Origin of the sequence: Dermacoccus sp. GAS27A (assembly GCF_044909235.1) — a bacterium.
Lineage (GTDB): Bacteria > Actinomycetota > Actinomycetes > Actinomycetales > Dermatophilaceae > Dermacoccus > Dermacoccus nishinomiyaensis.
The window spans coordinates 201971-217138 of sequence record NZ_JBIYDW010000003.1; the positions used below are offsets into that span (position 1 = coordinate 201971).

Annotated in this window: 12 protein-coding genes; 6 read left to right on the forward strand and 6 right to left on the reverse strand. The window is 68.2% G+C overall.

Translation table 11 applies throughout. The features are described from left to right. Window positions 1-101: 101 nt before the first annotated feature. The 3 genes from ABH936_RS04570 to trpS form a co-directional block, all read right to left on the reverse strand. Window positions 102-815, reverse strand: a complete 714-nt coding sequence (locus ABH936_RS04570) for a succinate dehydrogenase cytochrome b subunit (protein WP_404602708.1) — start codon at window positions 813-815, stop codon at window positions 102-104. Window positions 816-940: 125 nt separating this feature from the next. Continuing rightward, a complete protein-coding gene (locus tag ABH936_RS04575; protein ID WP_404602765.1) occupies window positions 941-1453 on the reverse strand; it encodes a 2'-5' RNA ligase family protein in 513 nt (170 codons plus the stop codon). A gap of 13 nt (window positions 1454-1466) precedes the next feature. Beyond that, window positions 1467-2510, reverse strand: a complete 1044-nt coding sequence (trpS, locus tag ABH936_RS04580) for a tryptophan--tRNA ligase (RefSeq protein WP_404602709.1) — start codon at window positions 2508-2510, stop codon at window positions 1467-1469. A gap of 243 nt (window positions 2511-2753) precedes the next feature. Here trpS and ABH936_RS04585 point away from each other — a divergent pair, with 243 nt between their 5' ends. Beyond that, window positions 2754-3557: a DeoR/GlpR family DNA-binding transcription regulator gene (locus tag ABH936_RS04585; RefSeq protein WP_136788730.1), complete on the forward strand. Its 804-nt coding sequence runs from the start codon at window positions 2754-2756 to the stop codon at window positions 3555-3557. Window positions 3558-3703: 146 nt separating this feature from the next. Further along, window positions 3704-5380: a polysaccharide biosynthesis tyrosine autokinase gene (locus tag ABH936_RS04590; RefSeq protein ID WP_404602710.1), complete on the forward strand. Its 1677-nt coding sequence runs from the start codon at window positions 3704-3706 to the stop codon at window positions 5378-5380. 6 nt (window positions 5381-5386) lie between these two features. Here ABH936_RS04590 and ABH936_RS04595 read toward each other — a convergent pair whose 3' ends face one another. Further along, the gene (locus ABH936_RS04595; protein ID WP_404602711.1) at window positions 5387-6574 is read right to left on the reverse strand and encodes a glycosyltransferase; all 1188 of its coding nucleotides are present in this window, start codon (window positions 6572-6574) and stop codon (window positions 5387-5389) included. A gap of 2 nt (window positions 6575-6576) precedes the next feature. Then, on the reverse strand, window positions 6577-7617 hold the full coding sequence (locus ABH936_RS04600) for a prephenate dehydrogenase (RefSeq protein ID WP_115297277.1): 1041 nt from the start codon (window positions 7615-7617) through the stop codon (window positions 6577-6579). A 119-nt stretch (window positions 7618-7736) separates the two neighbouring features. On the opposite strand from ABH936_RS04600, the gene ABH936_RS04605 reads away from it, so the two are divergent. After that, window positions 7737-8762 (forward strand): hypothetical protein, encoded by a 1026-nt coding sequence (locus ABH936_RS04605; RefSeq protein WP_147286946.1) that lies wholly within the window; start codon window positions 7737-7739, stop codon window positions 8760-8762. A gap of 13 nt (window positions 8763-8775) precedes the next feature. Here ABH936_RS04605 and ABH936_RS04610 read toward each other — a convergent pair whose 3' ends face one another. Then, a complete protein-coding gene (locus tag ABH936_RS04610; protein ID WP_074046107.1) occupies window positions 8776-9720 on the reverse strand; it encodes a glycosyltransferase family 2 protein in 945 nt (314 codons plus the stop codon). 82 nt (window positions 9721-9802) lie between these two features. On the opposite strand from ABH936_RS04610, the gene ABH936_RS04615 reads away from it, so the two are divergent. From ABH936_RS04615 to ABH936_RS04625, 3 genes are all read left to right on the forward strand, one after another. Then, on the forward strand, window positions 9803-10495 hold the full coding sequence (locus ABH936_RS04615; protein WP_404602712.1) for a cytidylyltransferase domain-containing protein: 693 nt from the start codon (window positions 9803-9805) through the stop codon (window positions 10493-10495). A gap of 190 nt (window positions 10496-10685) precedes the next feature. Further along, window positions 10686-12971 carry an N-acetylneuraminate synthase family protein gene (locus tag ABH936_RS04620; RefSeq protein ID WP_404602713.1) on the forward strand — a complete coding sequence of 762 codons (2286 nt, stop codon included), beginning with the start codon at window positions 10686-10688 and terminating at the stop codon, window positions 12969-12971. Continuing rightward, window positions 12968-14995, forward strand: a complete 2028-nt coding sequence (locus ABH936_RS04625; protein ID WP_404602714.1) for a glycosyltransferase — start codon at window positions 12968-12970, stop codon at window positions 14993-14995. Before ABH936_RS04620 ends, ABH936_RS04625 begins: the two co-directional genes overlap by 4 nt. Window positions 14996-15168 lie beyond the last annotated feature (173 nt).

Consider the following 15168-nt stretch of genomic DNA (forward strand, 5'->3'; position numbering starts at 1 on the left):
CGTCGTTGCGCCCGCCCTTCTCCTGGGTCGCGGTCGGCGTGTCGCCGGAGCCGCCCTGCGCCGTTTCACCCATGGGAGTACTCATGGTGTCTTGTCTCCTGTCAGATGAGGTGGAAGAGGACGGCGAGCGGCGGGATGAGGAAGCCGACGACGACGACGACGGCCGTCAGGTGCGCCACGAGCTTGGCCTTCTTGCGTGCCGCCGGCGAACCGGTCCACCCGAGGGTCTGCGCCGCGCTCCAGATGCCGTGCATGAGGTGCATGCCGAGGGCGATCATCGCCGCGATGTAGATGAGGGCGACCCACCACAGGCGGAAGCTGTCGTGGACGAGCCAGTACGGGTTGTTCGTGTCGTCACCGTTGAAGTTCACCTTGGGCAGGGTGAACTGGATGAGGTGGAAGATGACGAACAGGAGCAGGAACAGCCCGCCCCAACGCATCGCCTTGTTGGCGTGCCCACCGAAGCCGAGCTGCGTCTTCTTCACGGCATAGCGCTGCGTGCGCGCCGTGCCGGCGCGCTGCCAGAGCTTGACCGCCGAGTAGACGTGCGCGATCAGCGCGAGGACGAGGAGAACCTCGATGATGTCGAGAAGCCCACGATGCGGGAGCATGGGCTCGCCGATCGTGCGCAGGTGATGGGCGTACGTGTTGAACGTCTCTTCGCCCCACAGGAGCTTGAGGTTTCCGTACATATGCCCAAGAACGAAGAGCACAAAGAAGAGTCCTGAGCCCGCCATCAGCGTCTTCAGGAAGAGGGTGCTCCCAGCCTTGCCAGTCCGCTTCGCGGGGAGAGTATTCGTTGCCACGCAGGGCACTTTACGCCGTCCGGGCGACGCCTCGGAGGCCGGGTGTTCCCAATGTGCGCAAATCGTGACATAACACACACGCCATAGGGCTACCTAAGTGGACGCTGGGAGGGTAGTGGGTGGTGGCAGGCGTCTCAGCCCTGGAGCGGGAACGCCTCGACGGGAGACCACACGCCGTCCGGCTCCTGGTGGTACAGGTGGAACTCCGTCACGGTGAAGGCTGCTTCGTACCGCTTGTCGGCCTCGAAAGCGCGTTCCAGTGCGGCGTCGTCGACGTGGTGGGCGATGGTCACGTGAGGGTGGTAGCGAAACTCGAGTTCGCGGCCCACGGGGCCGGCTCGCACGGCCGACTCCAGCTGCTCGCACGAGTCGACGCCCTGCGCCAGTTGGACGAACACGACGGGTGAGGTCGGCCGGAACGTCCCGGTTCCTCGCAGGATCATCTCGAAGGGCGCGAAGCCGCGCGCGACATCACGCAGATGCTCCGCGAACGCCGTGAGTGACACATCCTCCACCTCGGTCGGCGGCATGAGCGTCACGTGTGGCGGGACGGCATCCGCCAGTGGATCGCCGGCGGCGCGTCGCATCTCGCGCAGTTGCGAGAAGTACGGCTCCGGGATGGCGATGGAGACGCCCACGGTCCGCATCATCGCGACGGCCTCAGCGCACCGCCGGCACCAGGCCGACGGCGTCGTAGGCGCGGGCGAGCGTCGGGGCCGCGACCTCGCGGGCTCGTGCGGCACCGTCGGCGAGGATCCGATCCAGCTCCCCGCGGTCGCCCATGAACTCCAGGTACCGCTCGCGGAAGGGGCCCTGCACCGAGGCGACGACCTCGGCGACCTCGACCTTCAACGCTCCGTACTTGTTCTCGCCGGCGAAGCGTTCGACGAGCGCTTCGATGGGCTCACCAGAGACCGCCGCGTGGATGCGGAGCAGGTTCGCGATGCCGGGCTTGTTCTCGACGTCGAAGGCGACGAGGTTGTCGAGGTCGGTGACGGCCGACTTGATCTTCTTCGTGTTCTTCTTCGTCTCGTCGAGCATGTTGATCGAGGCGTTCGCGTTCTCGTCCGACTTGCTCATCTTCTTCGTCGGATCCTGCAGCGACATCACCCTCGCCGTGCCCTCCGGGATGTACGGCTCGGGCACGACGAACGTCTCGCCGAAACGGGAGTTGAAGCGCTGCGCGAGGTTGCGGGTCAGCTCGAGGTGCTGACGCTGGTCCTCCCCCACCGGCACGTACTGCGCGTCGTAGAGCAGGATGTCCGCGGCCATGAGGATCGGGTAGGTGAACAGCCCGACGCTCGTGTTGTCGTTGCCGCGCTTGCCGGCCTTGTCCTTGAACTGCGTCATGCGCCCGGCCTCGCCGAAACCGGTGATGCAGTTGAGCACCCACGCCAGTTCGGCGTGCTCACGCACGTGGCTCTGGACGAAGACGGCCGAGCGTTCCGGGTCGACGCCGCCCGCGAGGTATTGCGCAGCCGTCGCGTAGGAGCGTTCACGCAGGAGCGCCGGGTCGGGGCTGACGGTGAGCGCGTGCAGGTCGACGACGCAGAAGTACGGCGTGAACCCCTCCTGCATCCTCACCCAGTTGATCTGCGCACCGAGGTAGTTGCCGAGATGCAGCGAGTCGGACGTCGGCTGCATGCCGGACAGGATGTGCGGGCGGGTCTGGCCCGCGATGAGGGGTGAGGTGTTGTCGGACATGTGCCCCATTCTGACACCGCCGACGCGTCCGCGCGCGTTCGGATCGTCGACGTGCCCTACGCCGCGGCGGCTCGAGGGGTGACGCCGGCCGGCTGCGGCGCGAGCTCGCGCCCGCCTGAGGGGCGTGCATCGACACACAGGTTCGCACTTGCGTCTATGTTGGTTTCTGTTGAATCGACCGAACGCTCCGAGCCGCGGTCGAGCACGAGCGGGGCGCTACGCCCCGGACCATCGGGAGGGTGGATGCTCGCACGTCAGCGTCAGGAAGCGATCCTGCGCGGCATCGAGGACGACGGTGGGGTGCGCGTCAGCGACCTCGTCGAACGGCTCGGTGTCTCCGACATGACGATCCGTCGTGACATCGAGTTCCTCGCCGGCAAGGGGCTCGTGCTCAAGGTGCACGGTGGGGCGACGGCCGTCGGGGATCACCCCATCGACGAGCCTGGCTTCTGGGTGAAGTCGGCGATGAACCCCGTGCAGAAGTCGGAGATCGCCCGTACTGCCGCGAGCCTCATCGGCAACGGCCAGACGATCGCGGTCAGCGCGGGGACGACGGCCTACGCCGTCGCCGTCGAACTGCGTCCCGTCAAGCGGTTGACGGTCGTGACGAACTCCCCCCGTGTCGCGGAGCTGCTCTACGACCCGGTGCGCGAGGATCAGAACATCGTGCTCACCGGCGGCGTGCGCACCCCGTCCGACGCCCTCGCCGGCCCCGTCGCGAACCGGATGCTCGCCGACATCCACGTCGACACGCTCATTCTCGGCATCCACGGCATCGACCTCGACGCGGGGCTGACGACGCCCAACCTGCTCGAGGCGGAGACGAACCGGCTGCTCATCGCGGCGGCGCGCAAGGTCATCGTCGTCGCCGACCACACGAAGTGGGGCGTCGTCGGGCTGTCGACCATCGCTCCCCTCGAACGCGTCGACGTGCTCGTCACCGACGCTCAGCTCGACGTCGAGGCACGACGCCTCGTGAGCGACAAGGTCGGCCAGCTCATCGTGGCCAAGCGTGATGACACCCCAGGCGATCAGGCCGACGGGTGACCCCCACCCCCTCGAGCGCAAACGTGAGACACGCAACCGGGCCTTGAAGCACCCGCATTCAGACGGCCGTCCTAGACTGACCCCGACCCTTCTCACCAGTGATACGTCGCCACGGGGGCACAACGTGGGCGACGACAGGAGCACCCGTGACCATTCTGGACCTGGTTCGTATCATTCGGACGAACCTCAAACTGCTGCTGCTCAGCATGTTGCTCGGCATCGTCGTAGCCGCTGGTTACACCCTGACCAGGCCTGTCGAGTATCAGGCCACCTCGACGGCCCAGATCATGGCCGGCGCCTCCAATGATGCGAGTGCCGCCATGGTCAACCAGCAACTGGCCAACCAGCGTTCCGGTGCGTACGCCCAGCTGGCCTCAGGATCGGGTGTCGCCGACCGCGTCGTCGCCCTGTCCAAGGGGGCCCTCTCGCCTGGTGACTTCGTGCTCGCAGGCGCTGGATCTGAGGGCACCTCGAATCTGTCGCTGACCGCATCCTCGAGTTCAGCCGCCAAGGCGCAGCAAGCAGCCAACCTGGCACCCGCGGCTCTCTCGCAGGAGATCAAGCACATCGAGACCCTCAATGGCGCCAAGTCGACGGTGTACGACGCTTATCCCCTCTCACGAGCGGGCCTGCCGGCGTCGCAGACGTCACCCAAGTGGCCCGTCAACCTTCTCATCGGCGCCTTTCTGGGCCTGGTCGCGGGGACGGTCCTGGTCGTGCTGCGCAAGCAGCTCGACTCGCGCATTCGTCACACCAGCGACCTGGAGAAGGTCACCGGCGTGGGCACCCTGGGAGTCATTCCGAAGGCCAAGAACCTGCAGACCAAGAGTCGGGGAGGCCTGGGGGCGCTCGGCAGCACGTCTGAGGCCTTCCGAATGCTGCGGACGAATCTGCGGTATGTCTCGGCTGAGCAGCCACCCCGATCCCTCGTGATCACCTCGGCCGTCCAGAGCGAGGGAAAGTCCACGGTCGCGTCCAACCTGGCGCGCGTGCTGGCTGCCGCCGGCCAGCACGTCGTCCTCGTGGACACCGACCTCCGCCGCCCCGTGATCCACGAGACATTCGACGTGGACAACGCCGTGGGTCTCACGGAGGTGTTGACGGGCCAGGCCTCGCTACGTCAGGCGATCCAGCCCGGCGACCACAAGAACTTGTCGATCATCACGTCCGGACGCATCCCGCCGAACCCCTCAGAACTTCTGGGCTCGCGCCGGATGAGTGCCGTCATTGATGCCCTGGAGGAGGAGTACTTCGTGGTGCTCGACGCGCCACCACTGCTCCCGGTCACGGACGCCGGTCTGCTGTCGGTGGCGGCCAGCGGTGCGGCCGTCGTCTACCACCACGGCACCACGCACAAGGAGCAGATCGCTCTGTGCACCAAGATCCTGGATCAGGTGGGAGCCCACTACTTCGGCTCGATCCTGAACATGACCCCGCCGCGATCCATGGGTTCCACGGTCTACGGCTACGGCGCCGGCAACTACGCCACAGCCGGTTATGGATACGGCTACGGGTACGGATACGGACACACGGACGAGTCGGACGAGGCGTCCGCACTGACCCCGGCGCACGAGCTCGCCGACATCACTCTTCACGCACCCGAATCGACGCCCGCAGCGGGCCCCCAGGTGGACCGAGGCAACGCCGGGGTCCCTCTCGACACGACGAGGCACGACCCGATGCGGGGAGAGTCGTCGCAGGCGCCGAGCGCCTCTGCGAACGTTGAGCGCGCCCCCCGCCAGGCCACACCTGCGACGTCAGACTCCGACGGTGCGCCTCCGAGCCGCCGTGCTCGTCGGTTCAGCGCGAACGACGACGCCTGAGCCGGCTCAGCGCTCTTCGACCAGCTCCGTCAACCTCCGGATGAAGTTGTGCTCGCCGAACGCTTCGGCATGGGCACGAATGGCGTCCGGGTCCCACGGCTGGGAGCGCACGGCGTCCATTCCTCGGTTGATGTCGGCGGGAGCGGGCCGTTCGATGAACACGCCGTTGACTCCCTCTACGACGGTGTCGAGGTACCCCCCGGCGCGCAACGCGACGACGGGTTTGCCGAAGGCATTGCCCTCGAGAGGTGTGAGGCCGAAGTCCTCGTAGGACGCCGCGACGAGGGCTGCAGCATGGGCGTAGGCCCAGCGCAGCTCGTCGTCGCTGATGTCGGAGACGATCTCGACGTTGTCGGGGCGGCTCGCCCGCAGAGGCTCAGCCATCGGCCCTGCGCCTACCACGAGCAAGCGCTCGGAGCGCCCACGCATCGCTTCGATGACGGCGTCGACGTTCTTGTAGGGCATGAGGCGTGAGACGACGAGGAAGTAGGGGGCCCCACCCCAGTGCGCGACAGCGGCGATGGGCGTGCGTTCCCCCGCCTCGTCGACCCCGAACGGCGGCGGCATGACGGCGACGTCGTAGCCGTACGCGCGCTTGATGCGCGCGGCGATGACGTTGGCGTTGGCGACGTAGACGTCCGCGGTCGCAGCGGCCTTCGCGTCCCAGGCGAGCAGCGGGCGCTTGAGCACCTCGAGCACGGCGCCCTTGAGACTGCGGCGGCCGTCCGCGCCGAGATAGTCGTCGCTCGCGTAGAGCCAGCGGGCGGGCGAGTGGCAGTAGACGAACTTCTTGCCCGACGTCGGGAAGCCGTGCGCCCATCCGCTGGAGCTCGCGATGACGACGTCGGCATCGATCGTCATGCGGTTCGAGGCCCACGCGAGCAGCGGCAGCGCCAGCCGGTGGTGACGGCGCAGTACCCCGATACGGTTGAGCGGGGAGACGACGATGTTCTTGTCCGCGAACTCGGGGAACGTCGTCGAGGGGTTGTAGAGCGTCGTGTGAATCGTCGCCTCCGGAAAGGCGCGCGACATCGCGAGGACGACGCGTTCGGCGCCTCCGCGCTGCGTGATGTAGTCGTGCGCGATGGCGACGCGGGGCCTGCTCACCCCGACAGATGCCGGATGCGAGCGGGCCGGGACCGGACCGGTCGTGGCCTCCTGGGGTGAAACGCCGTTCGAGCGCGCGTCGGTCATCGTCAGGCTCCTTCGACGGCGCGGGCGAGGGCGGCGGCGGGTTCTTCGTCGGGCATGGGCCAGGGCGGGGTCGGTTCGCTCCCCCACTCCGCGAGGCGGTAGCGGCGCCAGAAGTCGCGCACCCACGCAGGCGGATCGGTGGCCGTCACCCAGGCGGGCAGCCCACGCATCGCGGCTTCGAGCGTGCCCGTCGAGAAGATGGAGACGACGGGGCGTCCCAGCTCCGCAAGAGGGCTCGACGTCGAGTCGAACGTGATGCCTCCACGTCGCATGACGGTGTGCAGCGCGCGTGAGACGGCGTCGTTCTCGTTGGGGTGGGGGCGGTAATCCATGCCGCCGCCCCCCTGGCCGCGACACGCCGACCAATACGTGCGCAGGGCCTGCGCCCGCGTCAGTTCGGTGCCGTGAAGCTGCCCCAGCATGACCGGCCGCTCGTTCGTCACCTCGGCACGGGGCATCCGGCTGACCTCCCACAGCATCTGCGACCCGACGACGTCGACGCTGACGTCCAGGCGCCCGGCCCACCAGTACTCGGCGTCGTCGTCCGACCACGCGAGGACGTGCGCGCCCCGCGACGCGGGGGGCGAGGCGGGCGTCAGCAGGCCGTGCTGGACGAGGTGGAACGGCACGTCGCGACGCGCGGCCCACGCCTCGACGGGCGCGGACAGGCCGAGGTAGGCCCCGAGCGACAGCACCGAGGTGATCGAGGGCGCGAGCTGCTGCGTGCCGGTGTGGGCCGTCGGGGTGAGCCCGGGCATGACGTCGTCGACGTCGTGGCCGGCGGGCGTGAGCACGGCCGTCGTGCGGGGCGACAGGTGACGCAGGGGCGCGACGATCGCCTGGCGGCAGCTCGGCGTGAACTTCTCGATGATGACGAGCGTGCGCGGTTCGTCCGCGGGCAGGTGCAGCACAGCCTGCTCAGGCGCGGCGGGCCGTGCGCGGTGCTTGAGGCCCCGAGCCGTGTTCATGACACGGCGTCGACCCCGTTCCCACTGCTGCCACTGCTCGAGGTCGGGCAGAAGGCCGGCGCCCCGTACACTCATCGTCGGTTCCGTTCCGTCGTCGTGAGCGCGGCCCGTTCTCCCCCGGGTCGGCGCGATGGGCGCGCTCTGCTGCGGCCGACGTGCGCACGGCTGACCCTCCGTGCGCGATGATGGTCGTCATGACGAGCCTCGCCCAGAAGCCAACGCTATCGGAGCTGCTGTCCTCCCGCGAGATCCTGCTGCTGTCACCGCACATGGATGATGCGATGCTCAGCGCCTCGTCGGTGGCGCTCGATCACCCGTGCGAGGTGTGGACGGTCTTCACGGGTGCGCCGCGACCGCCTCAGACGACGTCCTGGGACCTCGGCTGCGGGTTCGCGGATTCGGACGCGACGATCGCCGCTCGCAAGGACGAGGACGCACGCGCCTTCGCCGGGACGCCGGCCCGGACCCGTCACCTCGACGCTCTCGAAGGCGCCTATGCGACGCGTGAGCAGCACCGCGCCGCACTGCCCGGCATCGAGGCCGAGATCGACGCGTGGATGACGGCGCATCCCGACGGCGTCGTCATCACCCCCGCCTGTGCGGGGCTGCACATGCCGCCGCCCGTGTGGCAGCCCGCCCTCGACGCGGCGAAGCGCGTCAAGAACGCCGTCGCGGCGCGGCGCGGCGCGGCCTTGTCGGCGACGCCGTCGAACGACGAACCGCTCCGCGAGCGCGAGGCGCCCGCGGGCGAGCCGGCTGAAGCCCCCTCTGCCGTACCCGGCTCTGCCGGCCTCCTGGCGAGCGTCAAGGGCGGTGTGCGGTCTGCGGCGCAGCGGCTCCTGCACGAGGAGCATCTGCGTCGGCGGCGCCGCACGATGGGTGAGGACGGTCTCGCAGCGAACCCTGATCACCTGGCGCTGCGCGATCTGACGTTGCGTGTCGCGGCCCGCCACCCGGGTGTGCAGCTCGTGCTGTTCGAGGATCTGCCCTACCTGTGGCACGCGCGCGGCGACGACGAGGTGGCGCGGCTCGAGCGTTCGAGTGGCGTGGGCGCGACCCGCGTCACCGTGCCCGTCGACGTCGAGCGCAAGCACGCCCACCTGCGTCACTACGCCTCGCAGCTGCCGGTTCTCGATCAGCGCGGGCGTCTGCTCGAGGCGGCGAACCTGCCGGATCACGAGGTGTTCTGGCTGGTGTCGACCCTCCCGGACGCGAACTGATGAAGGCAGGCGGTCAGGTCAGCCCGATGCCCGTGCGGCGCTCGATGGGTTCGCGGCGCACCTTGTAGCGCACGAATCCCCGCGCCTGGCCGGCTCGGAGTCCGGCGCGTGCCGCGAGTCCGATCAGGTCGCGTTGCTCGGCGGGACGCAGCGCCATGCGGGCGGCCGCGCCGGGGAGCTTCGCCATGTCCACGTACCAGCGCGGCGCATGCAGATGCGGCGAGGTCGCCCACAGGTCGTGCGCGGAGCAGAGTTTCATGTGCATGAGACCGGCGTCGTAGGCCCGCCGGAACGCGGCGCTGGTCGTGGCACGTCGCCGCTCGGCCAGGGTCATCCCCCAGCTCTTGCCGAGGGTGTAGCCGGCCGCGACGAGACGTAGCGCGAAGTCGTTGTCCTCCACACCCGGGAAAAAGGCTTGATCCCAGCCGTCGAGGGCCCGCACGGCGTCCTTGCTGAAGGCGCAGGCCCCGCCCATCATGATCGGGTAGCCGGGGTTGAGGTCCACCGCGGAGAAGTCGAGTGCCCCGTATGGATCGGCGCCCGGTCCGAGCACCTCCCAGACATGATCGAGGCCCTCGGTGAACTCGGCCGCGTCGATCATCGTCACGGCGCCCGTGACGAAGTCGGCCTGCGTCAGCCCCTCGTACGCCGCGCGCACGAACGTCGGACCGGCGGCGTCGTCGGCGTCGCACAGGACGGCCAGTTCGGCGGCGGCCTCGCGCACCCCGACGTTCCTGGCCACCGAGATGCCCTGGGCCTCCGTCGCCCGCACGACGCGCAGATTCGCGATGCGGTCGGTGAACTGCTCGACGACCTCGTCCGGTGGCGTCGACGAACGGTTGTCGACGACGAGTACCTCGAAGATCGGCGGATCGAGCTGACGCGACAGCGCCTCGAGCTGCAGCCCGAGCGTGGCGTTAGCGTCGTAGCACGGAATGATCACACTGATGTCGATCATGGAACTCCCCCGTCCTCCCCCGTCGACCTGCGGCCGCGGCACCCCTTTGGGCGATCATATCGACTCACCTAGGCTGGACGTCATGTCGAACGCGACGCCCGCCATCATCCCCGCACGCGGCGGGTCGAAGGGCATCCCCCGCAAAAACCTCAAGCTGCTCGAGGGCAAGCCCCTCATCGTCTGGACGATCGAGCAGGTCCTCGCGACGCGCGGGCTGACCCCCTACGTCTCGACCGAGGACGCCGAGATCGCCGACGTCGCCCGCGGCGCCGGCGCGCAGGTCATCGAACGCCCCGAGGAGCTGGCGGGCGACGCGACGGCGTCGGAACCGGTCATCGAGCATGCCATCGGGGTGATCACCGCCGAGGCGGGTCGACCGGATCAGGTGATGTTCCTGCAGGCCACCTCACCCCTGCGCCTGCCGGGCACGCTGTCTCGCTGTCTCGACGAGTTCGCCGTGACGGGTGCCGACTCGATGGTCGGGGTCGTGCCCGCCGAGATCTTCATGTGGCGGCGTGTGCCGCACGTCGAGGCGTTGTATCCCGTCGACGCGCGACCACGCCGCCAGGACCTGAGGCCAGAGCAGCTGCGCTATCGCGAGACAGGATCGCTCTACCTGACGCGCACGGAGATCTACGAGCGGCACCACAATCGTCTCGGCGGCTCGATCGAGTTGTTCGTCATGGATCCGCTCGAAGGCATCGACATCGACGCGGAGCACGACTTCATGCTGGCCGAGAGCCTCTGGCGACGGATGAGCTCGCGCGACGCGTGACAGCGCAGAACGTGTGAGGGCGCGAACGGCGACGATCACCCCCGCGACGCCCGGCGGGCGAAGGCGGCACGGTTATGATGGGAGACATCGAGCTGGCCGCCACGGCCCGCCCAGATCCGCGCGGGGTCCGCGGATCTTCGTGTCACGGCCCGCCACAGCGGCCGCGGTGCCGAACGAGCACAGGAGCTTCATGACGACGACCATCGCCCGGGAGATCGCTCCCTACGTGGTGTTCAGCGACGACACGATCCTCGCAGCGCTCAACAAGATCAGTGACAACAAGGCCGGCATCGTCTTCTGCGTCGACGCACACGGCATCCTGCAGGGCGCGTTGTCCGACGGCGATTTCCGCCGGTGGGTGACGGCCCACCCGAGCGCCGACCTGAACGCCACCGTCATGGCTGCGGCTCACACGTCGCCGGTGAAACTCGCGCACGGCACCGAGACGCAGACGATCTCGCAGGCGTTCCGCGACGGCGTGCGCGTCATCCCACTCGTCGACGAGCACGGCCACGTGCGTGCGGTTGCGCGCAACGCGCTCGGCAGCGAGATCCGCATTGGGCGCCACGCGATCGGTGAGGGCAACCGCTGCCTCGTCATCGCCGAGATCGGCAACAACCACCAGGGGGACATGGAGCTCGCGAAGCAGCTCGTCGACCTCGCCAAGAAGTCCGGTGCGGACGCCGTCAAGTTCCAGCTGCGCGATCTGACGGGCCTGTACCGTCAGGGCGACTTCGCCTCCAGCGCCGGCGAGGATCTCGGCGCGCAGTACACGATGAACCTGCTCGCCAAGTACTCCTTCACGAACGAGCAGATGATCGAGATCCTCGACTACTGCAAGAGCGTCGACATCGACGCGTTCTGCACGCCGTGGGACGAAGCGTCGCTCAGGGTCCTCGCCGACTACGGGGTGCCCGCGCTCAAGATCGCGAGCGCCGACATGACGAACCACGACCTCCTGCGCGCCTGCGCGGCCGAGCACCTGCCGATGCTCGTCTCGACGGGCATGTCGACGGAGGACGAGATCGTCGCGAGCGTCGACGTCATGCGTCAGGCGGGCGGTGAGTTCGTCCTGCTGCAGGTGCAGTCGACGTACCCGGCGCCGTTCAAGGACATCAACCTCAAGTACATGGATCGACTCGCCGAGCTCGGCGAGTGCCCGGTCGGCTACTCGGGCCACGAGCGTGGCTATCACGTGCCGATCGCCGCGGTGGCGCGCGGCGCGCACGTCGTCGAGAAGCACTTCACCATCGACAAGACGCTCGAGGGCAACGACCATCAGGTGTCGTTGCTGCCCGAGGAGTTCGCGGAGATGGTGACGAAGATCCGCGAGGTCGAGCTGGCGCTCGGCAACGGCGAGACGCGCGCGGTGTCGACGGGTGAGTTGATGAACCGCGCCAACCTGGCGAAGTCCCTCGTCGCGACGCGTGACATCGCCGCCGGCGCGAAGCTGACGCGCGCCGACGTGACGATCAAGTCGCCCGGCCGCGGGTTGCAGCCGAACCGGCTCGAGGCGCTCGTCGGGCGCACGATGCGTCGTCCGATCGAGTCGGGTGATTTCTTCTACGCAACCGACCTGACGGACGCCGTCGCGCACGGGCGCGCGTACGAGTTCAACCGCCCGTGGGGTCTGCCGGTGCGCTACCACGACGCGCGCAAGCTGCTCGGCGCCGGCGAGACGCTGACCAACCCCGACTTCCTCGAGTTCCACCTGTCCTACAAGGACGTGGAGATGTCGATGGAGCAGATCGACGCAGCGTTCGGCAGCAAGAAGTTCGACGGCATGTTCCACACCGTCCACTGCCCCGACCTGTACGCCGGTGACTTCATCATCAACCTCGCGAGCGACGACGAGGCGACGTGGGAGCGTTCGATCCACGAGGTGCAGAAGGTCGTCGAGATCACGCGCGATCTCGGTCGCTGGTTCGACGGCAACGGCGAACCCCCGATCGTCATCTGCACGATGGGCGGCTTCACGATGGACGCCTTCGACACGCCCGCACAGCGCACCGTCAAGTACGAGCGCATCGCAAAGGCTCTCGAACGCGTCGACGACACCGACGTGCGCCTGACCGCGCAGACCCTGCCGCCGTACCCGTGGCTCATGGGCGGCCAGCAGCACCACAACCTGTTCATGGACGTCGACGACACGGTGTGGTTCTGCGAGCAGTTCGGCCGCCGCCTGACGTTCGACCTGTCGCACTCGAAGCTCGCGGCGAACTTCACGAAGAAGCCGTTCAGCGAGTACGTCGAGAAGCTCGCGCCGCTCAGCGATCACCTGCACGTCGTCGACGCCGAGGGTGTCGACGGCGAGGGCCCGCAGATCGGCGACGGCGAGATCGACTGGCCCGCCACGGCAGCGCAGTTGGACCGTCTCGCCCCCGGCGTCCCGTTCATCCCGGAGATCTGGCAGGGCCACGTCAACAATGGCGAGGGCTTCTGGACCGCCCTGGATCGGTTGGAGGCCTGGCTGTGAACACCCCTGCCCCCGTCGCCCTGTGGGTCTCCCCCGTCTCCAATCTTGCAGGCGTGGCGCGACACATCCTGGATGTCGCGCGCCACGGTCTGCCCGGATGGCGACTCGTCGTCGCGGCACCCGAAGGCCCCCTGCTGGATGAGCTCCGTGGCCTCGACATCCCCGTTCACACCCTCGATGTCGACCAACCCGTCCACAGGGCTGTGGCGGATCTGCGCGGAATCATCAAGCGGTTGGACCCGCACATCGTGCACTCGCACCTCGCGAAAGCGGACTTCCTCGCCACGATGGCGGCTGTCGGTCTTCCTGTCACCCTCGTCTCCACCGAACATCACATCCCCGAGGACCCGAGAGTCTTCCACTCGAGCAAGGCGAAGGCGTGGTCGCGGCAGTCCGCGCACCACGCCCGGACGCGTCGCGTCGCGCGGCTCATCGCCGTCAGTGAGTCCACGAAGCGCGACATGGAGAGGTACTGGCGTCCGGGCGCGCCGATCACCGTCATCAAGAACGGTGTGGATCGGACGACGGCGCCTCCTCGCTCCCCCGGGTTGCGGTTGCTCTCCCTGGCCCGACTCGATGCTGAGAAGAACATCGATGCAACGCTGCGCATCTTCCGTCAGGTGCGCGCCCAGCAGCCAGGGGCCACGCTGACGATCGCGGGCACGGGCCCTGAGGCCGATCGGCTACGTGCCGTGGCGCGTGAGCTCGGAGTCGACGACGCCGCCAATTTCGCTGGGTTCGTCGATGCTCGCGAAGCGCTCGCGTCGCACGACGTTCTCGTCCAGCCGTCGAGGGCCGACAATCTCTCGTACACCCTGCTTGACGCGGTGAACTCCGGTCTCGGTGTGGTGGCCAGCGACATCGGGGGCAACCCAGAGATCCTGCCACCTCGATGCCTCGCACCCGTGAGCGACGAGTCGGCCATGGCGGATGCTGTGATCGAGCAGGGTCTCGACGTGTCGAAGCGCCCGCACCTACCCGATGACATCCCGACCGTGAGCGAGATGGTCGACGCCGTCCTCGACGTGTATGCAGAACTAGGACTCGCCCCCGCTGATCTCGGCCGTGAGCTGGCCACGCCGGTGCGCGCTGCCAAGCCGGCGGTGAGCGTCGTCACCGCGTACTACAAGAATCACGCCACGCTCGGCGAGCAGCTCGACGCCCTCGTCGCGCAGGTGGACGCGCCGCCCTTCGAGGTCGTCGTCGCCGACAACGAAGGCTCTGCGAGGCTGGCGCGGATCGTGGAACGCTACCGCGGCGCGCTCGACATCCGCGTGGTGTCGGCCAATGACGTTCAGGGCCAGTGCCACGCTCGCAACGTGGGGGTGAAGGCCGCGCGCGGTGACGTCATCGCGATGTCCGATGCGGACGACGTCGTGGGCGAGCGGTGGGTGGCGACGCTGCATCGGGTGGTGTCTCAGACCGACGTCCTCGCCACCGGCATGATGCGTCTCGACGTCATCAATTCGGAGTTCGTGTGCCGTGCCAAGGCGGTCGCTGATGGGCTCGACCAGGTGCCGCATCCGTACGAGCAGGGCCCGTTCTCCTATCTGGGCTACGAGGTGTTCGTCTTCGGCTCCAACATCGGGATCCGCCGGAGCACCTACCTCGAGCTCGGCGGCATGAACGAAGCCATGCTGGGCGGCAGCGAAGACGTCGACTTCTCCTGGCGGTTGTTGGAATCGGGCCGCACGATCGTCGTGGACCCCGACGCCACGGTTCACTACCGACTTCGCGCCGGCACCTATGACGCGATGACGCAGGGGTATCGCTACAGCCGCGCCCAACTGGGTCTGTGGCGCCGCAGTCAGCTGCTGGGCCGCCCGGTGCGCGGCATGTCGTTCCGGTGGGCGGTCACGGAGACGGCGAAGCTGCCGCTGGCCTGGGCCAAGGCGCCTGGGCTCAACGCGGAAGAGCGTTTCGCCCTTGCGGGCCGCACAGGGTGGATCACCGGCAATCTGGCCGGGCAGATCGCTGTTCGCGGTCCGTGGTACCGGCCGCCGGAGGAACCGTGCCCCATCTGAACCTCTGTTCCAACCAAGGATCAGTCGGCGGTGCGGAGGTCACGCTTTTCGCGATCGCCCAGGCGGCCCACAGCCGCGACGCCTTGCCGCCCCACGAGAACTTCACGTGGGAATGCTGCGCGTTCAAACCCTCTTCAAGTCGATCTATGGCCGAGCCCGAGATGCTTCGCATT